General features: G+C 56.6%; 21 protein-coding genes. 9 read left to right on the top strand and 12 right to left on the bottom strand.

The features are described 5' to 3' along the window. On the top strand, positions 1-654 hold the full coding sequence (locus DOM27_RS01780) for a GntR family transcriptional regulator (RefSeq protein WP_188113668.1): 654 nt from the start codon (positions 1-3) through the stop codon (positions 652-654). Positions 655-719: 65 nt separating this feature from the next. Continuing rightward, positions 720-947: a hypothetical protein gene (locus DOM27_RS01775; protein ID WP_425353280.1), complete on the top strand. Its 228-nt coding sequence runs from the start codon at positions 720-722 to the stop codon at positions 945-947. A 30-nt stretch (positions 948-977) separates the two neighbouring features. Here the strand turns inward: DOM27_RS01775 and DOM27_RS01770 are convergent, their stop codons facing one another. The 11 genes from DOM27_RS01770 to pdxY form a co-directional block, all read right to left on the bottom strand. Then, positions 978-1,553, bottom strand: coding sequence for a uracil-DNA glycosylase (locus DOM27_RS01770; protein ID WP_157956690.1), 576 nt, complete (start codon positions 1,551-1,553; stop codon positions 978-980). A gap of 197 nt (positions 1,554-1,750) precedes the next feature. Continuing rightward, a complete protein-coding gene (locus DOM27_RS01765; protein ID WP_110654343.1) occupies positions 1,751-2,236 on the bottom strand; it encodes a protein-tyrosine phosphatase family protein in 486 nt (161 codons plus the stop codon). A gap of 112 nt (positions 2,237-2,348) precedes the next feature. Further along, positions 2,349-2,954, bottom strand: a complete 606-nt coding sequence (locus DOM27_RS01760; protein WP_110654342.1) for a hypothetical protein — start codon at positions 2,952-2,954, stop codon at positions 2,349-2,351. A 124-nt stretch (positions 2,955-3,078) separates the two neighbouring features. Next, positions 3,079-3,891 carry a DUF2971 domain-containing protein gene (locus tag DOM27_RS01755; protein ID WP_110654341.1) on the bottom strand — a complete coding sequence of 271 codons (813 nt, stop codon included), beginning with the start codon at positions 3,889-3,891 and terminating at the stop codon, positions 3,079-3,081. Between the two features lie 101 nt (positions 3,892-3,992). Continuing rightward, positions 3,993-4,328, bottom strand: coding sequence for a hypothetical protein (locus DOM27_RS17860; protein ID WP_157956689.1), 336 nt, complete (start codon positions 4,326-4,328; stop codon positions 3,993-3,995). A gap of 424 nt (positions 4,329-4,752) precedes the next feature. Beyond that, positions 4,753-4,992, bottom strand: coding sequence for a MerR family transcriptional regulator (locus tag DOM27_RS17855; protein WP_157956688.1), 240 nt, complete (start codon positions 4,990-4,992; stop codon positions 4,753-4,755). 230 nt (positions 4,993-5,222) lie between these two features. Next, on the bottom strand, positions 5,223-5,993 hold the full coding sequence (locus DOM27_RS01745) for an N-formylglutamate amidohydrolase (protein WP_110654339.1): 771 nt from the start codon (positions 5,991-5,993) through the stop codon (positions 5,223-5,225). 234 nt (positions 5,994-6,227) lie between these two features. Further along, on the bottom strand, positions 6,228-6,611 hold the full coding sequence (locus tag DOM27_RS01740) for a nuclear transport factor 2 family protein (RefSeq protein ID WP_110654338.1): 384 nt from the start codon (positions 6,609-6,611) through the stop codon (positions 6,228-6,230). 69 nt (positions 6,612-6,680) lie between these two features. Next, positions 6,681-7,082, bottom strand: coding sequence for a MerR family transcriptional regulator (locus DOM27_RS01735; RefSeq protein WP_110654337.1), 402 nt, complete (start codon positions 7,080-7,082; stop codon positions 6,681-6,683). 182 nt (positions 7,083-7,264) lie between these two features. Then, complete coding sequence (locus DOM27_RS01730; RefSeq protein ID WP_110654336.1) at positions 7,265-8,137, bottom strand: DUF72 domain-containing protein; 873 nt, start codon at positions 8,135-8,137, stop codon at positions 7,265-7,267. Between the two features lie 8 nt (positions 8,138-8,145). Continuing rightward, on the bottom strand, positions 8,146-9,018 hold the full coding sequence (gene pdxY / locus DOM27_RS01725; RefSeq protein ID WP_110654335.1) for a pyridoxal kinase PdxY: 873 nt from the start codon (positions 9,016-9,018) through the stop codon (positions 8,146-8,148). 227 nt (positions 9,019-9,245) lie between these two features. Here pdxY and mltA point away from each other — a divergent pair, with 227 nt between their 5' ends. From mltA to DOM27_RS01710, 3 genes are all read left to right on the top strand, one after another. Beyond that, on the top strand, positions 9,246-10,376 hold the full coding sequence (mltA, locus tag DOM27_RS01720) for a murein transglycosylase A (protein ID WP_110654898.1): 1,131 nt from the start codon (positions 9,246-9,248) through the stop codon (positions 10,374-10,376). Between the two features lie 567 nt (positions 10,377-10,943). Further along, on the top strand, positions 10,944-12,167 hold the full coding sequence (locus DOM27_RS01715) for an ATP-grasp domain-containing protein (protein WP_110654334.1): 1,224 nt from the start codon (positions 10,944-10,946) through the stop codon (positions 12,165-12,167). Between the two features lie 62 nt (positions 12,168-12,229). Further along, complete coding sequence (locus DOM27_RS01710) at positions 12,230-14,224, top strand: hypothetical protein (RefSeq protein ID WP_110654333.1); 1,995 nt, start codon at positions 12,230-12,232, stop codon at positions 14,222-14,224. 162 nt (positions 14,225-14,386) lie between these two features. Here the strand turns inward: DOM27_RS01710 and DOM27_RS01705 are convergent, their stop codons facing one another. Continuing rightward, positions 14,387-14,929 carry an HdeD family acid-resistance protein gene (locus DOM27_RS01705; protein WP_157956687.1) on the bottom strand — a complete coding sequence of 181 codons (543 nt, stop codon included), beginning with the start codon at positions 14,927-14,929 and terminating at the stop codon, positions 14,387-14,389. Between the two features lie 144 nt (positions 14,930-15,073). On the opposite strand from DOM27_RS01705, the gene DOM27_RS01700 reads away from it, so the two are divergent. From DOM27_RS01700 to DOM27_RS01685, 4 genes are all read left to right on the top strand, one after another. Beyond that, the gene (locus tag DOM27_RS01700; RefSeq protein ID WP_110654331.1) at positions 15,074-16,018 is read left to right on the top strand and encodes an oxidoreductase; all 945 of its coding nucleotides are present in this window, start codon (positions 15,074-15,076) and stop codon (positions 16,016-16,018) included. 55 nt (positions 16,019-16,073) lie between these two features. Continuing rightward, positions 16,074-17,147, top strand: coding sequence for a CobW family GTP-binding protein (locus DOM27_RS01695; protein WP_110654330.1), 1,074 nt, complete (start codon positions 16,074-16,076; stop codon positions 17,145-17,147). A gap of 369 nt (positions 17,148-17,516) precedes the next feature. Then, positions 17,517-18,407: a transketolase gene (locus DOM27_RS01690; protein WP_110654329.1), complete on the top strand. Its 891-nt coding sequence runs from the start codon at positions 17,517-17,519 to the stop codon at positions 18,405-18,407. Next, the gene (locus tag DOM27_RS01685; RefSeq protein WP_110654328.1) at positions 18,404-19,414 is read left to right on the top strand and encodes a transketolase family protein; all 1,011 of its coding nucleotides are present in this window, start codon (positions 18,404-18,406) and stop codon (positions 19,412-19,414) included. Before DOM27_RS01690 ends, DOM27_RS01685 begins: the two co-directional genes overlap by 4 nt. Positions 19,415-19,429: the final 15 nt, after the last annotated feature.

Here is a 19,429-nt window from a genome sequence, read left to right as displayed (position 1 = left end):
GTGGCGCAGAGTTTTTCGGAAAAAGCGTATGACACGCTCAGGGATCGCATCGTTAGGGGGGAATTACGCCCATCGGCGCCGCTCGACATCCAGCGCATCGCCGCAGAACTCGAGATGAGCGTCTCGCCGGTGCGTAACGCTATCAAGAAACTCGAGACGGACGGGTTGGTCGAAGTCATTCCCCGCTCAGGCACCTTCGTGCGGGACTTCACCATCCAGGACCTCATCCGCGGCTACGAACTCGTGGAAGCGTTGGATGGCATGGCAGGTTACCTGGTGGCCGAACGGGTCGCCGCGAACGAGATCGACGGGATTACGCTCGAAGCCAAACTCACGCCCCTCGTTGACGAAATGGAGCAGAAGCTCGAGCGCGACCAGGTCAGAAAATGGGCGGAACTCGATACGCGCTTTCACCAGACTATCTTCGACATGTGCGATAACACGCTAATTGCGAGCAGCTATTACTCCGTTCGCATTCGAATGAAGTTGGTCCTGTCTTTCATCAGCCCGATCCATGTCGATCGAGAGAATTCGGTGCGTGAGCACCGGCTGATCATCGCCGCGATCACCTCTGGGAACCGTGAGGAAGCGCGGAGGCTCTGCCAGAACCACCGCAATCTAGTGCGTGAGATCCTGAAGCCACTGCTGGGATAGATATGACGTTGCAACAGACAGGAGGGAAACACCACAAGACAAGACGTGAAGCATCCATGAACTGAATGTGCCACCGGCAACGGCTTTCTCAATCTGGGCCGGTCTACGGCGCAACCCGCGCCAAGGGCGCCACCGGCAACGTCGCCACGGAAGACTTGATCTACCTGCTCAATGGCCTGGGTATCGAAAGCGGCGTGGATCTGGATACGTTGGCAGAGACAGGGGTGTGGATAACCCAAACCATCGGCAAGCCGAATCGATCGAAGGTGGGCGTGGCGCTGGCGGCGAAGTGATCATATGACCACGCCACAGCTCTAGAAATTCTAGCCTAGGGCACTATCTTCGAGGAAAAGCTGCACGGCTTGCCAATGTTTGAGCAGAATCAGCCGATTTTCAGGTTTTCGATTCACGAACAAGGGGCTTGGATGAGGGCTTTTAAATATCTGAAGATAGGGCGCCGTCTGGCGAATATGATCCTCAGCCTTTTGAGCTTTCCCACCCACTAACACGATAGCTTTCAATTTTGGTAGGAGCTCGAGCAACTCTGCAAGGGACCCAACGCCAGCCGATATGTCAGATGAATTAGCCGGGCGAATTTTACTATCGGAGCCGATATACCAAGGGACAGTATTCCAAGTAACTATCTGCTTTCTATCTATGCCAGATTCGCGACTGATCTCAAAAAAGTTCTTGGCCGTTTCGTCTGGATTGTTCATTGAAACGAAGCCTGAATTTCTTGCCTTAGCCCCAGGTGCCTCAAGCAAAAACATGACCTTTGCCTCGATGCCCCCATCCCAAGGGTTAATATAGGGAATTACGACTTGGGTTCCCATGCGTTCACGAAGACGATGGACGAAATTAGTTAATGTAACCATATGGGCATCGTTAACTTGGGACAATCGAATATCGAGCGCCTTTTTTTTCGCTGAGAAGTTTGGGACGATCCATATGTTGTCCTTTTTGAGCCTATTGCCTTAAACACTTGCAGGCGCCAGCAAGCTCATCTAGCCGCAAAAAACGCAAGGGGCTAAGTTAGTGGCTTGGTTAGTGGATTTGAATGCTATGGTCGCTAATGAAGTAAGGCGCTGACGCCCGATTAGCATTCTGCCAGCTTGGTTACCCACTGCCTTTGGAACTCCGTTTCAGGCGCTTTCTCACCTCTGAATTGCGTGATTAATTCGAAGGACTCCTGAGGCTTCACGCCCAGCCTTGCGGCCAAAAGGCTAAGCATCATCGACGAACGCCCAATGCCTCCTCGACAGTGAAATACCATTTTTCTCTTCTTTTTCTGTAAAAGCGCCAAGGAATCGATGAACTGCATCACTTCCCTATCACTGTCGGCCACTTCATCTCTAATCGGAAAATTGAGATATAAAATTCCCTTGTTCTGACAAACCTCCCCCTCAGCAAGAAGTTCAAGCTCCGCTTGTTCTCCAATCGTCAGCATGGAAATTACGATTTCATAACCTGTCAGCTTGATTTGCTCTACACTCTGTTCGAGAAAATCACCTCCTTGCGGGTGAGGCATGATAGCAAACTGATCATCACAAAGCCCCTCAATCTTATATATTGAATTTATCATTTATACTCACAAAAATATAACGCTTTTGTTCAGCAGCGAACTTTTGCAGCGAAGCAGAGAAAAGGGCGTCCGGTGGAGGGCCGTCAGGCCCGGAACGAGCTGGAACTATTCTTTAGGCTTTAATGGCCCTAGAACTTTGCTGCTCCTTTAGTTTCGGAGCGTCCGTCATGAACCATTCGACCATCTCCCAGCGATCCAAGGCACTTGATTCATTGCCCATACTTTTGCGGATTTCAAGCAAAAGATCTCCCATTAAGGCGATCCAATCGCATACTTTCTCGTCAATCGGTCTTTGGTCTTTTTCAGTGTGATAGAAGTACTGCATCAACTTATTATAGGCGCGAACTACTGAGTCACTCGCTACCAGAGACAGCTTGAAACCAACTTCGCGGTATTCAACAGATAACATTCTTTCCATAGCAAGATCATTTTTATTCTTATTTTTAAATTTAGGATCTTTTGCAAATGCTTCTTCGCTTGTAAAAAGCAAAAAGAACGGCTCAAGAATGGCATTGTATGTCTTGATCCGGTCTTCACGTAGTTTATCCTCCAGCTCACGAATCCTTGCGTCTCTTGACTCTACTTTCGTTTGCGATACCTGGATCTTACTTTTGATTAACCAACCAAGCCCGCCCAGACCAAGCAGCAAGAACGGCGTGATTAGCATAGCTATTGCACTGATCGTATCTAGTAGGTCTTTCTCTACAAGTGAAGCCATTATTTCCCCGTTTTTTGATCCGCCTGACGTTTCGTTAAGAGGCAAAAATTGCTAGCTAAATTAGCGCCGAAGGAGCAAAAATCAACTGTTTTTGTCCTTTTAAACGAGTTACCACCCTTTGTTATCACCAACGTGTAATCCGGCTTAAATTATACATATCCTGGAATTGATATTGATTAGCCTCATTATAATCAACAATATCCAATCTAAATTGGTGTGAGTGAATAAACGCTTCGCGCACTTTAATACCATGTAACTTACAATGTTCCGCAACTTCTCGTTTAGAAGTAGGCGACATCTGACACCCAAGTACTATCGACTTGATCACATGAGGGTCAACAGCATAAAAAGGCATATTCAAACCAGAAACTTCTTGTGCTATATCTAAAGGTAACAAAATACGTAGCTCTTCTTCATATTGCCATTCTGGTGATTTTACAAACCAAGCTTCAGTGTCAGACTCAAGTTCACTTGGTTCAAGATACATAGGACGCTCTAGTTTGTAATCAACCTTGCGAAGCTCACCGATATTACGATAATGATCTTTTACAGGCTGATCAAAACACTTGCCCACATCTTTATATTTCCCATGGAAGAACTCTGAACTGCCATCAAATTCGATGCATATACCTTCATGATTTTTGGCATAGTGAGCCCACATAAGAAGGTTGTCTTCCTTAGAGGTAAAACACAAAACACCAACAGAAGCTCTCACTCCACATTGAGCATCCCAAGCATAATTATAGCAAGCAGCGCCATCAGAGAGCGTGTTTGCAAGAGATATTATGAGCTCAGCCTCTTGTTCATCTACAGAGTTTAAGTAATTACCCATAACCATTTCAAAAGGATCATTGAACTCACCGAATCGAGATACTTTCAAAAAGAAATTATCAAAAAACTCCGGCCTATATTCAGTATACTTAAAAACTGAACTCATTCAATTTCTCCGTGCTCTTTTAAGAAGGCTAACGCCCGCAGCACGCGCGCCTACGGAGTGGAGGCGAAGCCGCAATGCAGTAGGCGTCACGGTGACTGGCATTATTCGCGTGGAAGTTCCAAATCTCCGGAAAATCCATGTTCCTGATCCTCTTCTCGCCATATACCCTTAACTGACAAGAAATCGCCATCCACCTCCACACTCACAAAAGATATATCGCAAGGAGGCCCCTTTTCTCCAGTTTCAACTTGAACCGCCGGTTCGGAATCGGATTTATAACCGATGCCGTCCCGAAAGGCAGAACCGGTTTTTGCCCACCGCCCCTGGCCAGCCCAATTGGCTATAAGAGAAAAAGCTATTTCATTTTCCGACCTCACGATAAATGAAGGAACATTTATCAGCTCTCCATCATCAAAGTATAGTTCGCCTTTAAACATAAAGTCCTCGGTATCTCTTTAGCGCACAATGCATTGGTTCTCAAGAGCATTAAAATAACTCGGCAAACTATGCAAAATTCGCGTGCTCGCGCGTTTTGCGCGGTCTGATATGACTGTGCATAGATACAGTTATGTGATGGAGGTCATTCGGTTGCCTTCTGGAGAAATCCGCCACGCTACCGCCCGCCATGCAGAACGATGATCCCCATCATCCCAGCGCGGCTTTCCCTTTGAGCTTTTGACTATGTAAACCATTTCTTGAGTGTCTCTGTTCACAGTAACCAAGTGTTACATTAGAAACAACGCTACGAACGCATTAACTGCGTCCCCATCTCGGATGCGCCGGTTCCTTGTCTCTTAGAAAGAAATATCCGTAAGGAAGGATGTGCACCGCCTCATGCTAGCCGTGTCGAGCAACTTGTGCTCAAGAACGCTTTTCCGCCGCCTTCAACTCCTCCAATGTGCCTTCACACCGCTCTTCGACCTGGTCGAGTTCGCGCTGCATGACGCGGATATCTTCGAGCTGGCGTTCGAGGTTGGCACGGTTGTCGGCGAGGATCTTGAGCAGGCGCTCGAGTTGGCGGACGCTGCCATCAACGCGGATGTCGTAAAGACCAACACTTCGCGGATCTCGATCAGCAAGAAACCCGGGCGTTTGCTGCATAGAGCGAGCTTGAAGCGAGTGCTCGTAGAAGCAGAGGCGTGCGACGGGTGGCAAACCGAGCATGCGTCGCTGCCAAACTGAAGTCACCGGTAAGGGCGATCTCTCTGAGGCGGCCTACATTGCTGCGGGATCGTCTCCAGATCAAGGTCAACGGGAGTCGTAGATTCTGCGGCCGATCGAGACGCTGGCCAACAGCATGGCCCGGAGATACGACAGACGAGGAAGGGCCATCAAAGACGCTCGCGCGCTTGTGGAAGGAGCCGTGCCAGACGCTCGGCCCAAGCCTTCTGCCCTTCGTCATTGGCGATCAGGTCCTGACGTAGTTCGAGTTCGACATGAACGAGGCCTCGCTTTTCACCGTGAACGGGGATGCCGTAATCCATCTCGTCGCTGACTTGATAGGGTTCGTTGTCACCGACGATGAGATCGCCTTCCCGCCCAAAAAGATCCATCAGGGCATGCGCCAGACGGTCATCCCGATGATAAAGCACGCCCACATGCCATGGCCGGTGGTCGCCCTTGAAAATGGGTGTGAAGCTGTGAATCGCGACGAGGACAGTCTCGCGCCCCGCCGATTGGCGATGGTCGAGTTCCGCTCGCGTTCGCGCCTGATAGGGCTCGAAGATCTCTCGGACACGCCTCGCCCGCTCGGCCTCCGAAAGCCCGATATTGCCGGGGATCGTGGTGCATTCGCTCACCACCGGTATTGAACTCGGTACCGACGGATCCCGATTGCAGTCGATGACGAGCCGTGAATAGACTTGCTCGACGAGACAGGCGTCCAGCAATGCCGAAAGGTGGTGGGCGACGGCTGCCGAGCCGATGTCCCAGGCGATATGGCGTTGCCGCTCCGCTTCCGAGACGCCGAGATCACCAAGAACGCTTGGGATGCGCTGGCCGGCATGATCGCAGGTCAGGAAAAATGGCGATGCTCCCTCGGGTCGCGTGACGATGACAGGACCCGGTTCGTTCTCTGCTAGCAACCCCTGCGCCTTGCGCATCCTGTTTTTTCTCCATGCCGTGGACGACGGAATTGCGATTCTCGACTCCGTGACGACGACGCCTGAGCCCAAGCGTGGAGAGCAAGAGCGCGCGTTCTGGGAAGGCCATGACGCCAGGGACTATGGGGACTGGAGCCAAGCCAAGCCCAGCGCACAGCGCGCAACGCTTCTCAATTTGGAGCCATCTGACCTGAGGCTAAAAAGTCGTTACCTGAAGCGCTAGCCCGCCGATACTCAGTACATCGGATTTCCGTTCTTGGTCTCATCCGGAATTCTCTGAATGGAATCCCAATGCTCTACGATCTTGCCGCTATCGTCGAAACGGAAAAAATCCATCGTGACGTACTCATCGCCGCCGGGCCAGGTCTGGTGCGTGTGGAGAGAGACCAGATCGGCTTCGGCGACCGCGCGCACGAACTCGATTTCCTTCCCGGGATACTGCTCAGCCATTGCCGTGAAGTAATCGATGAACGCCTGCTTTCCATTACCGACCACCGGGTTGTGCTGAATGTAGTCAGCGCCGACGTACGTTTCGACGGCAAGGGTAGGGTCGCCGAGATAGGCCGTGCGATAGAAAGCGATAGCATTGCGCTTGTTGGCTTCCAGGTCATGTTGCATACCGTTGCTCCGTGCAGACTGACTACCATCGAAGGAGCCGCAGAGCAGAACCGTGTGTACCGATAGCGCTCAGTGACCCTCTTCCGCCGCCTTCAACTCCCCCAATGCACCTTTGCACCGTTCTTCGACCTGGTCGAGTTCGCGCTGCATGATGCGGATGTCTTCGAGCTGGCGTTCGAGGTTGGCGCGTTTGTCGGCGAGGATCTCGAGCAGGCGTTCGAGTTGGCGGACGCTACCGTCGTGGCGGGTGTCGTAGAGATCCAGCACTTCGCGAATCTCGATCAGCGAGAAACCCAGGCGCTTGCCGCGCAGGGCGAGCTTGAGGCGAACGCGGTCCTTCTCACGGTAGACGCGGGTCTTGCCGCGCCGCTCCGGGGAGAGCAGGCCTTCCTGCTCGTAGAAGCGGATGGTGCGGGTGGTCACGTCGAAGTGCTGCGCGAGTTCGCCAATGGCGTAGGTCTGGCCGGACACGTCGTTATTCTCTTATCTGATTTCCCCCACCCTAGCGCTGTTTAACCTTTACGTGAAGATCAACTTTAAGCGTTGTTTTCTACACTCATCGGTGCCCGGGGCAGGCGCTCGGCAATGAATGAACGGGTGAAATCGCGGCGAAGAATGGCACTTGAGTTATCAACAGCCTGTTTCAGATTTGGCTAAAACAGCGACTCCTGCCGCTCACCCGGGAAGGCCGCGAGTGGCGGCAATTCGATCCGTTCAACGATCTTGTTGTAGAACTTTCGTGCCAGTTCCGGCGCCTGGCGGTTATCCGGTGTATGCACAAAGAGAAAAGGGGTTTTCCCCTGTTTTATCCACAGGATGAGGCGTTCTATCCACGGCTCGAAACGGGCCAGATTGATGGCTTCGTCGAAGTGTCCGATAAAACGAATAATGGGATTGACCGCCGTGCAGAGCACGTGTAATGGGACTTTCGGCTTTTCGCCTTGCGCTTTGGCGAGCCGGTTGTCAAGCCCTGCGGGTGTCGCAAAGAGCGCTCGCACGTCGAGCATTACCCTATTGGCGTCTTGACTTATCAACAAGCGGTTGAATGCCTGTTCCGCAGGCCCTTTGTGGAAAAAATCACTGTGCCGGACCTCGACCGCACGGGGTATCTCCCGTGGCCAGTGAGTGAGCAATCGCTCCAGCGCCGGTAACTCGGCCTGACCGAAATCTCGCGGCAGCTGAACCATGATCGGGCCTAGACGATCTTTCAACGGAGAAAGCCGTTCGAGGAAGCGCTCGAACTCGTCGTCGACATCGCGCAGGCGTTTGCCGTGGGTCAACTGGCTGGGCAGCTTGAAGCAGAAGCGGAACGTTTCCGGCGCCTGTTCGGCCCAGGCTGCGACCGTTTCCGCCTTGGGGATGCCGCTGTAGAAAGTGGTATTGCCTTCCACGGCGTTGAACACGCTGGCGTAGTCGCGCAGATCGACGTCGCCGTGAGCGGGCAACAGGATGCCCTGCCAGTCAGCGTTGGCCCACATCGCCATGCCCAGATAGAGCGGCGGTGTGTGATGAGCGTTCAGGTTCATGGCCTGATTCAACGCAGTTTCTCGGCGTGCAGGGTCACCGTCGGCGAAACGATATCCTGCTGCGCGGCGATCATCGCCAGTTCGCGGGTGCCGGCACGGCGGGTGTGTTCGAACAGCATCTGCACCGCGGCGGCGGTCTGTTCCAGGGCGCGGGCGGGGCCTTCGTCGGTGAGTCCGGCGCGCAGGCTGTGGGCCAGGAACATCGCGGCGGTGAAATCGCCGGCGCCGTTGGGGGGAATGGTGAAATCCACCCTGGGCGTGGCGATCCGCCAGCTGCCATTGGGGGCATCGACCAGCATGCCGATATGTCGCTGATCGTCACCCGCGACTTCCAGCGAGGTGATCAACACCACTTTGGGGCCCTTGGCACGCAGCGCGGCGGCGGCGTCGAGGGCGTCTTCCAGGGTGTTCACGACGCGCCCGGCGAGAAAGGCGAGCTCGAACTGGTTGGGGGTGACGATATCGGCGCGGGCAATGGCGTGATCGCGCATCCATTCGGGAATGCCCTCGCGCACGAAAAAGCCGCGACCAATATCGCCCATCACCGGGTCACAGCAGTAAAGCGCGGCGGGATTGGCCTGCTTGACGCGGTCGACGCTATCCAGCACGGCGCGGCCGATGCCTTCGTCGCCCATGTAGCCGGAAATCAGGGCGTCGACATCATCGAGCCCGACCAGGGATTCGACGCCGTCGAGCACGTTTCTGAGGTGGTCGGGGCTGAACACGTCGCCGGTGAAGGCGCCGTAGCCGGTGTGGTTGGAGAACTGAACGGTGTTGATGGCGGTGACTTCCAGTCCCAGCCGCTGCAGCGGAAAAACCGCGGCACGATTGCCGACGTAGCCATAGGCGACATGGCTCTGAATGGAGATGACATGGGTCATGAGACGGTCCTGCCGGGAAAGCCAAGGGCGTAAGTCGTGAAAAGACTTAGTTAAAAGACATCGTTACAGGACATAGTGTAATGCGACGGGGAAGGAACTTGCAGCGCCTGTCTTGGGTCGATACCTCGCTCGACGCCGTCGAGCGGCGGCGATATGCTCGCTTTCAGCTTTTATTCGACCGCTTTATTCACCCTATTTGCTGCATCGTGTTCAAGGATCGACTCTGCATGCTTTCAAGCGTCCCGCGCCAGCGCGCCTCATTACTCCGTTTTCCCTCGCTGCTGGCCTCCGTGCTGTTCGCGCTGCTCGTCGCGGGCTGTTCCAGCGGCCCGGTCATGACCACGTCCCCGAGTGGAAGTCCGGAAGCGCGGGTCGAACAGCCGGCACGCAAGACCACCTGGCACAATCTGCCGGGCTGGAACCGGGATCAGCCGATGGCGGCGTGGAGCGCATTTCGGGAGAGCTGCACGCGGCTCCAGCGCAAGGCGGCGTGGAAAAGCGTCTGCCACGATGCCCAGTCGGTGGATCCGCTCAACGCCCAGGCGATCCAGAATTTCTTCGAGAGCCGTTTTACACCGTTCCGCGTGACCAACAGCGACGGCAGTGCTACCGGCCTGATTACCGGCTACTACGAGCCGATTCTGCGCGGTTCTCGCGTGCGCGGCGGGCCTTACCAGACGCCGCTCTACCAATATCCGAAATACTGGAAGCGCCATACCCACGTCGGCCCAACCCGAGCCGAGCTGATGCGAAGTGGCGATCTCAACGGCACCGAACTGGTGTGGGTCGATGATCCGGTGGAAGCGGCTTACCTGCAGATTCAGGGCTCGGGCCGTGTCGAGATGACCGATGGCACCACCATGCGCGTTGCCTATTCTGGCACCAACAATCAGCCGTTCCAGTCCTTCGCCCGGCGCTTGATCGACCGTGGCGAGATCACGCCCGCCGAAGCCACGCTGCCCGGCGTGCGTGACTGGGCGCGCCGTCATCCGGGCGAGGTCGAAGACATGCTCAACGTCAATCCGCGCATGGTGTTCTTCCGCGAGCTCAAGGGCAGCGAGGCCCTGGCTGATACCAGCGGCCCGGTTGGCGCCCTGGGTGTACCACTGACCTCCGAGCGCAGCATCGCGGTCGACCCCAGCGAGATCCCGCTTGGCGCGCCGGTATTTCTCTCTACCACCCAGCCGCTTTCCAACCAACCGCTGCAGCGCCTGATGGTGGCGCAGGATACCGGCAGCGCGGTGAAGGGCGCGGTACGGGCGGACTTCTACTGGGGCCACGGCGATGCCGCCGGAGAGGCCGCCAGCCGCATGAAGCAGCGCGGCGAAATGTGGGTACTGATGCCGAGAACCGAATAGGTCGAGACGTTCGTGGCGTCCGACGCAGACGATCCGCATGAGAAATCGGGAGCCGAAAGCTCCCGGTTTTCGTTGGCGTCTCGAGAATCGACGCCAATCACACCTCTGCCACCCATCGATGATCCGACACGCCATGCTTAGCGACCATCGCCGCCTCAGTGGATGTCACGTGCATACGGGCCCGATCTCCAACGAGTCACTACAGCGCCTGATGTGCTACCGAGCGGACTTCTCCTGAGGTCATGGCGATGCCTCCGGAAAAGCCACCAGCCGAATGAAATAGAAAGAAAAATGTGGATACTGATGCCCGATATCCCCGTTCATTTTTAACTCGAAAAAACAGAATTGAAAGCACGCTATTGAACTGTTTTTCTAAAAAACCACTGACCCATTTGTCTGATTTTCATTCGTCTACCCAAGATTTACATCATCGAAATGAGTGTTGCATAACAAGCACCTATGCTTTCAGCGCTGGTGAGCCTGACCGGCCCAACTGACAGTTCCTGCCCTTTCATCTATAATGGATTGAACATCAATAACAGTCCTAATATGGAGGGAGGTTAATTTATGGAGAAGAATACCGAAAAAGGTTATATCGCACTGCTGGGCTGGAGCTTGGGCGCGGTGGAAGCTGCAGAAAATTTTGATCGACGCTATGTGGTCGTGGCACCGGATTGGGCAGAGGAATACTGCACTCAGCACAATATTCCCTATGTCTCGTGGAATTTCGAACGTCTGAATGATCGCTCACTCGAAATTGCGGAAACGCTAAGAGATATGGGCGTGGATGCTGCCGTTCCACTATTCGAAGAAACCGTAGAATGGGCGGGTGCCATCAATTCGGTGTTGATGAAGAATCCGCGCCTGCATGGCCAAGCCGTGCTGTTCCGCGACAAGGCGCTAATGAAACGACGCGCTCAACTGGGTGGTATTCGCGTCGGTATTTTCGAAGAAGCTCATGAAAAAAGTGACGTCATTCGCTTCTTCAAACGTGTCAACCAGACGCTGCTGAAATTGGATGGCGACCCCGACGATCCCATCCATCTAAAAGCCTTCGATAAAGCCGGTTGCCTTGGGCATCGGATTATTCGCTCACCGGATGAAATAGAATATATTTCGGAAAGCGAGTATCCGTTATTGATGGAAAGCCATCTGGACGGATGGGAATTTGCCGTTGAAGCCTGGGTCTGGAATGGCAAGATTCAGTTTCTCAATATTTCCGAATACGTCACGCTGGGATATTCCGTTTTCGTGCCGGCGACACCGGAACTCGAACGCTATCGCGAGCAAATCACTCGCCAGATAGAACTGCTGATAGAAGCGTTCGATATTCGTTTCGGGCAAATTCATCCTGAATATTTCGTGACCAACGACGGCACCATGTACTTCGGCGAGGTCGCCTATCGTCCACCGGGATTCAAGGCGTTCGAGCTCATCGAGCGCGCTTATGGCTTCAATGCCTATCAGGCATCGATGCTGGTGTTCGATCCCAAGGCAACCGAGGAGGAAGTCGCGGCATTCTTCCCCACGCCTCTGGAAGACGCCAAAGGGTGTGCAGGCTGCTTCGGAGTGTATCCGCGCAAGCGTGTGGTTAGCCGGCTCGAACTGCCGGAGGAAACCGAACAGCACCCTTACTTCGACTATCACGAGCTGACCGCTCCCCTCGAAGCGACGGTGACCAAACGCACGGCGTTCGGCACACATTGGGGGCTGATATTCTTCTTCGGCGACGACCCTCAGCGCATGCGTGACCTGCTCAAGCATCAGGAAGAACTTGATTTTTACGTCTGATCCGCGACAGTGGCAAAAAATTCGTCGATCACTGCCACCGTTGGGTGAGGAGCAATATCGTCATGCCGTTGGATACCGATTCCCCGGCCGTTGAGGCGCGTCTACCGCAACGGCTGGAGCAGTTTGACGAAGCGCTGGCCGTGCTGGCGCAGGCGCCAAGCTTCTCTCGAGCCATGCGTGCCAAGCGTGTTTTCGACATCGCCCGTCGTGTCCTGTTGGAACCTGGTGGCTGTCAGGCGCTGGAGCATCGCGCCGCGGTAATCGATCGCTCCGGGCTCTTCGCCGACTCCGACTGGTCAACGCCGCAGCACCTGTTGCCAGCGTTGACGCCGCTATCCCTAGGTAGCCCCGACGCCGATACGGTGATGATCGAGTCGCTGAGCGAGCTGCGCTTGTTGGCGGTGGCAAAAGGCGATTATCCGCATGCCCTGATCTCCGCCGAGCACGCCCACCACTATCTCACTCAGGTGCTGGCGCTCAATCTGCCTCGGCTATTCGACATGACCAGCGAAGCGGAACGCGAAACTCAAGGTCGTCTGGCCGACGTTCCGCGTGCGCTTTTTCGCTATCTGGCCGAGCGCATCGGCTTCGAGTTCATCATCGATGTGATGATCGATGAAATCTGGCGGTTGCTGGAACAGCGTCCCCTTCTGACGGATTCGATCCGCCAGATGATTACCCAAATCGCGCTCTGCCAGGCCAACCCGGAGATCGATCTTGGTACCAGTGGGCAGGGCGCTGCCCGTCTGGTCAGTAGCCTGTTCGGCCCGACCCAGGGATGTCGTGAAGACCCCGGTGTCGACGTCTATGCGGAAAGACTGTCGGCAATGGACATTCCTGGGTTGCAGCAGGAAGCCTCTGGCATGGCACGCGCCATGCGCGATATCGGGCTCGTATCGCCCTACCACCCGGTACTCCTGCGCTATCTGCTCGACCACAACGATCACCTGATCAGCGAAGCCTTGGGACTGTCGACGACCGGGCGCGACTGTCTGCTGTGTTACCACCAACTGATAAAAGCCCTGGTCGATGGTATTGCCTACCCGGCGACGGCACAGGCCATCTACGGTCTGGCGATGCTGCTCGAGCGCGGCATTCTCTACCAACCGCCATTGGCTCCCGCTCTCTGGCGCCAGTTGGCACTGCCGCTAAGCAATTGGTCGCGCCAGCGTCTGACGTTGGCCTACGGGCAAAGCGCGTCTCCCGAAGCGAGACTGCTCGAGGGCGTGCTGTGCATGCTGGGTCTGCCTCTGGGCGTGGGGCAAGGCAACAACCCGACCTGTCAGTCGGCACGGGCGCTGTCGATGTGGGCTTACAACGACCCGGACTATCTGCTGCAGATGGTGGCCTGGGCGGCGCGCGACGATGAAATCGTGATGCAATTCGAAGGTCAGCCAATCTCTTCGATGACCAGCGGCGCCGGGCTTTCGACGGGACTATCGCTGGATCTCGATCCCGTGTCGTTACTGGTCGTACCGCATCTTGACCGCATCTACGCCGAAATGGGGCGATTGTGCATCGATCGAGAGGGCGATCCGCATCGCTGGGTCAATCCGGAATTTCACGGTTGGTGGGCAGGACGTGGCTTCCATATCATTGTGGATGTCACTACCGGCAAGATTGAAGCGCCAGAGACCTTTTATCGCCATTTCTATGCCACCTACCATCCGTTCTACAACGGCAACCAGCCGCTGGTACATCCTCAGCCAGCCGGTATCGCCGTGACCGATAGCGCATCCCGCTTCATCGGTTGGCACGCGATCACGATTCTGCGCGCCGCACTCGGCCCCGATGACACCATGCGGATCTACTTCTTCAATCCCAACAATGACAGCGGCCAGGATTGGGGCGATGGTGTCGTGGTCAGCACCGCAGGCAATGGTGAACGCTTTGGCGAGGCATCTCTCCCCTTTGCGCAATTCGCCTCTCGGCTCTACATCTTCCATCTCGATCCGCAGGAGCAAGGCGCGCCTGCCGACGTGCACGGCGAGGAATTGGCCGACGTGATGGGCTATTTGCGGCGTAGCTGGGGCGCGGAACGTCTGACGGAGACGTGAGGCAGAATCCTTTCTGGATTCCTGAACCCGTTTGTGGATTCAGAGGCAAAACGATACCGCCGGAAATCTCATGGTTTCCGGCGGCGTCCGTTGAATCGACCGTTCCTGATCTCGCTCAGACGGACTCGCTCTAGCTCCTGCACAGACGGCTTCGCTCAAGCGTTAAAGGGCTTTTCGCAACCGCCATGCTGCCACTGTCTGCGCGATGCCGAAGAGCAAGGCGAGAATACCGATCCACAGCGCGGTGGCGATCAAGCCACTCAACGGACTGACCATCAGGGCAATCCCCAGTAGCAAGGCAATGACCCCGCTCAGTACCGTCCACCCTTCACCCGGCACGCCACGACGCACCCGCAAGCCGAGGATCAGACGATTGACGCCGGCAACGACCAGCCATAGCCCGACGAGCACCAACAGCGCACTGGCCATGGAAAGCGGATTGAAAATGGCAAACAGCCCGAACAGCACCGAGATGACACCGTAGAATACCAGCCAGCGCTTGCGGGCACCTGCCGGCACGGTAGCCAGCGTGACCAGACTGGTAACGCCCTCCGCCAGCGCCATGATGCCCATGATCCAGGTCATCGCGGCGATCGCCGCAAGCGGCCGGAAAATGGCAAACAGCCCGAAAATGATGGCAACGACGCCAAATGCCATCAATATCCCCCAACTGCGACCTACGAATCCTTGTGCTCCGCTCGCCATCGTTCGACTCCTGTCTGATTGCCCCCCTAGAATAGCAAAGTGCCCGAATTTGACCGGGTCGCTATGCTCCACGCCCACTTTTCTCGACTCCATTTTGCTCGACTCACCCTTTGTCAGCGCCCCTTTTCGGCAGGAGAACGCTTGATGCGCGATATGACCTCACCATCCGCCCCTTTGGCCATCGTCACCGGCGCCACCGCCGGGCTCGGGCTGGAAACCGCCAAGGGCCTCGCGACGAAGGGATATCGCGTCATCGTCGCGGCCCGCAATGCCGAAAAAGCCAAGCTTGCCTGCCACGCGATTCGCGCCCATCAGCCCGGCGCCGACGTTCACTTTGAGCTGCTCGACCTCGATAGCCTCGAATCGGTGCGCCAGTTTGCCGCCCGCCTGCAGGAGCGTGAGACTTCGCTGCAACGGCTGATCAACAACGCGGGGATCATGGCGCTACCCAGACTCGAGCTTACCCAGGACGGCTTCGAGCGCCAGTTCGGGGTCAACTATCTCGGCCACTTTCTGCTGACGAGCCTGTTGCTGCCACTGCTCGTTGCCGCCGCGTCGTCGAAACCAGAATCCAGCCCCCGAGTCGTCCAGCTATCGAGCCTCGCGCATCGCAGCGGCAAGATCGATTTCGGCGATCTCGATAGCGGCAAGCAGTACGACCCCTGGCGCGCGTACCGTCAATCCAAGCTCGCCATGCTGCTGTTCGCCCAGGCACTCCAGAAACAGAGCGATCAGCACGGCTGGGGCCTCCTCAGCGTCGCCGCACATCCGGGGCTTTCCCGCACCGCGCTGTTCGATGCCGGCGTGAAAAGCCGCGCGCTGATCGGCAGCGCCTTCAAACTGGTGATGCCACTGATCAGCCAATCCGCCGCCGAAGGCGCCAAACCCACGCTTCACGCCGCGCTCGCCGACGATGCGCGCCCCGGTGACTACTTCGGCCCCGGCGGCTTCAGCGAAACCAAGGGCGAGCCCAAACGCGCGCATCGCAGCAAGGCAGCCAAAGACCCTTCGGTGGAAGATCGGCTATGGGAGGTGTCCTGTGAGCTGACCGGGGCAGTCTGGTCGAGCCAAACTCCTCAATTGAGCTGAATTGTTATAATATAACAAATCTGATTCGATATAGTGACCTGTAGACATCGTGCCTATGGCTGCCAAAACCACCATCCCCATCACGCTGCTGACCGGATTTCTGGGTAGCGGCAAGACGACGCTGCTCAACCAACTGGTCAATCAGCCGGACATGGCTCGCACGCTGGTGGTGATCAACGAGTTCGGCGAGATCGGGCTCGACCATCAGTTGTTCAGTGCCACCGACGAAACCGAGGTGGTGACACTGGATAGCGGCTGTCTCTGCTGCACGATCCGTGGCGATCTGGCGCGCACGCTGCGCGATGCACCGTGGCGTTACTCGCGGGAAGGGAAGCGGCAGTTCGATCGCCTGGTGATCGAGACCACCGGCCTGGCCGATCCCGCGCCAATCCTGCATACCCTGATGACCGACCCCAGGATCGTCCGTCAATACCGGCTGGATGGCATCGTCACGACGGTCGATGCCATCCATGGCCAGGCAACGCTCGATCATCATCCGGAAGCGGTAAAACAAGCCGCCGTCGCCGACCTGTTGTTAATCACCAAGCCGGATCTGGTGGAAACGGCGACACTCGATTCGCTACGATCGAGGCTGAAAGCAATCAATCCCGGCGCGCGTCAGCAAGCGGTCATTCAAGGCGGGATCGGCGCACAATCGCTGATCGGGTTGGGATTGATGGAGTCCGACGGTACCCGGCCCAATCTCGAACGCTGGCTGCAGGCGTATTCGAAACCACTGCCGATGGGTGGGCTCGCCTTCAGCGCCGGCCCGGCCGACCGTGGTTCGCTGCTGGCGCCAGGGCTGGCCGACGCGACCGACCCCAACCGCCACGACGATCGCATTCGCGCTCACTGTTTCACGCTCGACGAACCGATCGTTCTCGCCCGCTTCGAAGCCTGGCTGGAGCTGATGCTCGCGCTGATGGGCGAAAACATGCTGCGCATCAAGGGCATCCTCAACATCGAAGGCCGGGAGAAACCGACCGTCATCCACGGCGTGCAGCACATTTTTCATCCGCCGTTGGAACTCGACGCCTGGCCGGATGAAGACCGTCGTTCGCGGCTGGTCTTCATCACTCGCGATATCCCGCGGGAGTCGCTGGAGAGTTTGATGGTCGCGGTGAGTTGAGAAAAATCCGTCTATTAAACGACCCCGGGTTATGTTTGCCGTCGGCGAAAGTTCCAGCCCCTTGCATGCCACAGCATCGAGAAGCTTACCAGAATGGTTAACCATTAGTCTCGGTCCGAAGGCGCTCAACAATTCGTGGCGTTTTTCTGACAAGCCCCTCCCTTATGCGTCGAAATCCAGTCGTCCCGCATAATCTATTGATTAACTTAAGCTCTTCAGTTGTCTTCTTCTGTCCGTGTCTCGATCTTCCGCCAATCAAGTGTGAGGATCGACGCAACGCGATTTTCATCCCGCGACCAAAGTCTGTCTTCTTTTCTCTTAAAGCTCTCACTACTGTTAATTGGTCAACCAATTTACGGAACAGCATCTATGCATCTGGCCGCTACTACTGCGATCGCCCCCGCCGATATCTCCGCTCTTCGGCAACGCGCCTATCGAATTCGTCGCCATGCGCTACGCATGGGTGAAGTGCAGGGCCAGGGTTATGTCGGTCAGGCGCTGGGTATCGCCGACGTGCTCGCGGTCTCCTACTTCCGTGCCATGAATCTCCGCGCCGACGACCCCGAATGGGAAGAACGCGATCGCTTCCTGTTGTCGATCGGGCATTACGCCATCGCCCTCTACGCGGCGTTGATCGAGGCAGGTGTCATCAGCGAGAGCGAAGTCGAAAACTACGGCAGCGACGACAGCATGCTGCCGATGTCCGGCATGGCGGCCTACACGCCCGGCATGGAGATCACTGGCGGGTCGCTGGGGCACGGGCTAGGGATCGGCGTCGGAATGGCACTAGGTCTGAAGCGCAAACGGAGCCGTTCGCGCATCTTCAACCTTCTCTCGGATGGTGAGCTCAACGAGGGCTCGACCTGGGAAGCCGCTGCCTCGGCTGCACACTGGAAGCTCGACAACATCATCGCCATCGTCGACGTCAACGATCAGCAGGCCGACGACAAGTCTTCGAGCGTGCTCGGCTACGAACCCATCGCCGACAAGTGGACCGCATTCGGCTGGACGGCGCTGCGGGTGGACGGCAACGACCTCTCCGCGCTTGTCGATGCCTTCGATACCGCGCAAGGCCCTGCCGATGGCAAGCCCCGCGTCATCATCTGCGACACCTTGATGGGCTGCGGCGTCCCGCTGCTCGAAAACCGCGACAAGACCCACTTCATTCGTGTCGACGAAGACGAGTGGCGCGTCGCGCTAGAGCAACTCGACGATACCTACGCCAATCAACCAAGCGCCGAAGGGAGCGATCATCCATGAGTACCAAAACGCGACTCAAGACATCGGCGATGATCGCCTCGCTGGCGGCGGAGGGTCAGGCAACCACCTCGGCGCCGTTCGGTCACGCCCTGGTCGAGGCGGCTGCGGCCAACAACCGTATCGTGGGCATGACCGCGGATCTCGGCAAATACACCGATCTGCAAGTCTTCGCCCAGGCCTACCCTGAGCGTTACTACCAGATGGGAATGGCCGAGCAATTGCTGATGAGTGCCGGCGCCGGCATGGCACGCGAAGGCTTCATTCCCTTTGTGACGACCTACGGTGTCTTCGCCTCACGGCGGGCGTACGACTTCATCTGCTTGGCGATCGCCGAAGAGAAGCTCAACGTCAAGATCGTCTGTGCGCTGCCGGGCCTCACCACCGGTTATGGGCCGAGTCATCAGGCGACCGAGGACATGGCCATCTTTCGCGGCATGCCGAACCTGACCATCGTCGATCCCTGTGATGCGGTAGATATCGAACAGGCCACCCACGCCATGGCCGCTCACGACGGGCCGGTTTACCTGCGTCTGCTACGCGGCATGGTCCCCCGCGTGCTCGATCGTTTCCCGGACTACCGTTTCGAGATCGGTCGAGCCCGTAGGCTGATGGATGGCGAGGATGCGCTGATCATTTCGTCCGGCCTGATGACCATGCGCGCCATCGAAGCCGCCGATGCCCTTGCTGAACGCGGCATCCGTGTAGGTGTCCTCCATTCCCCCACGATCAAGCCGCTGGATGCCCGAACGATTCTCGATGAGATCAAACGTGATCCGCAGCGCCCCGTCTACGTGGCGGAGAACCACTCCGTCATCGGCGGGCTGGGCGAAAGCGTAGCTTCACTATTAATGAATTCTGGCGTGCACCCGGAATTCCACCAGATCGGGCTGCCCGATGAGTTTCTCGACGCCGGCGCACTGCCCACCCTGCATGACCGCTATGGCATCTCCACCCAGGCAATGGTGAAGACCCTGGCGTCCCGAATCTCGCTCACGCACGCCAGCTGAGCCGGAAGCGCCATA

The organism is Salinicola halimionae, from assembly GCF_003206065.1.
In the GTDB taxonomy this organism is placed as follows: Bacteria; Pseudomonadota; Gammaproteobacteria; order Pseudomonadales; family Halomonadaceae; genus Salinicola; species Salinicola halimionae.
This window is presented reverse-complemented; position numbering and strand designations above follow the sequence as displayed.

What these genes read in the sequence shown, in the direction of transcription:
- DOM27_RS01710 (WP_110654333.1), top strand. Translation starts at nt 12,230, where the DNA reads ATGCCGTTGGATACCGATTCCCCGGCCGTTGAGGCGCGTCTACCGCAA.
- DOM27_RS01775 (WP_425353280.1), top strand. Translation starts at nt 720, where the DNA reads ATGTGCCACCGGCAACGGCTTTCTCAATCTGGGCCGGTCTACGGCGCA.
- DOM27_RS17855 (WP_157956688.1), bottom strand. Translation starts at nt 4,992, where the DNA reads ATGCAGCAAACGCCCGGGTTTCTTGCTGATCGAGATCCGCGAAGTGTT.
- DOM27_RS01755 (WP_110654341.1), bottom strand. Translation starts at nt 3,891, where the DNA reads ATGAGTTCAGTTTTTAAGTATACTGAATATAGGCCGGAGTTTTTTGAT.
- DOM27_RS01705 (WP_157956687.1), bottom strand. Translation starts at nt 14,929, where the DNA reads ATGGCGAGCGGAGCACAAGGATTCGTAGGTCGCAGTTGGGGGATATTG.
- DOM27_RS01740 (WP_110654338.1), bottom strand. Translation starts at nt 6,611, where the DNA reads ATGCAACATGACCTGGAAGCCAACAAGCGCAATGCTATCGCTTTCTAT.
- DOM27_RS01695 (WP_110654330.1), top strand. Translation starts at nt 16,074, where the DNA reads ATGGCTGCCAAAACCACCATCCCCATCACGCTGCTGACCGGATTTCTG.
- DOM27_RS01730 (WP_110654336.1), bottom strand. Translation starts at nt 8,137, where the DNA reads ATGAACCTGAACGCTCATCACACACCGCCGCTCTATCTGGGCATGGCG.
- mltA (WP_110654898.1), top strand. Translation starts at nt 9,246, where the DNA reads ATGCTTTCAAGCGTCCCGCGCCAGCGCGCCTCATTACTCCGTTTTCCC.
- DOM27_RS01700 (WP_110654331.1), top strand. Translation starts at nt 15,074, where the DNA reads ATGCGCGATATGACCTCACCATCCGCCCCTTTGGCCATCGTCACCGGC.
- DOM27_RS01685 (WP_110654328.1), top strand. Translation starts at nt 18,404, where the DNA reads ATGAGTACCAAAACGCGACTCAAGACATCGGCGATGATCGCCTCGCTG.
- DOM27_RS01745 (WP_110654339.1), bottom strand. Translation starts at nt 5,993, where the DNA reads ATGCGCAAGGCGCAGGGGTTGCTAGCAGAGAACGAACCGGGTCCTGTC.
- DOM27_RS01760 (WP_110654342.1), bottom strand. Translation starts at nt 2,954, where the DNA reads ATGGCTTCACTTGTAGAGAAAGACCTACTAGATACGATCAGTGCAATA.
- DOM27_RS01715 (WP_110654334.1), top strand. Translation starts at nt 10,944, where the DNA reads ATGGAGAAGAATACCGAAAAAGGTTATATCGCACTGCTGGGCTGGAGC.
- pdxY (WP_110654335.1), bottom strand. Translation starts at nt 9,018, where the DNA reads ATGACCCATGTCATCTCCATTCAGAGCCATGTCGCCTATGGCTACGTC.
- DOM27_RS01690 (WP_110654329.1), top strand. Translation starts at nt 17,517, where the DNA reads ATGCATCTGGCCGCTACTACTGCGATCGCCCCCGCCGATATCTCCGCT.
- DOM27_RS17860 (WP_157956689.1), bottom strand. Translation starts at nt 4,328, where the DNA reads ATGTTTAAAGGCGAACTATACTTTGATGATGGAGAGCTGATAAATGTT.
- DOM27_RS01765 (WP_110654343.1), bottom strand. Translation starts at nt 2,236, where the DNA reads ATGATAAATTCAATATATAAGATTGAGGGGCTTTGTGATGATCAGTTT.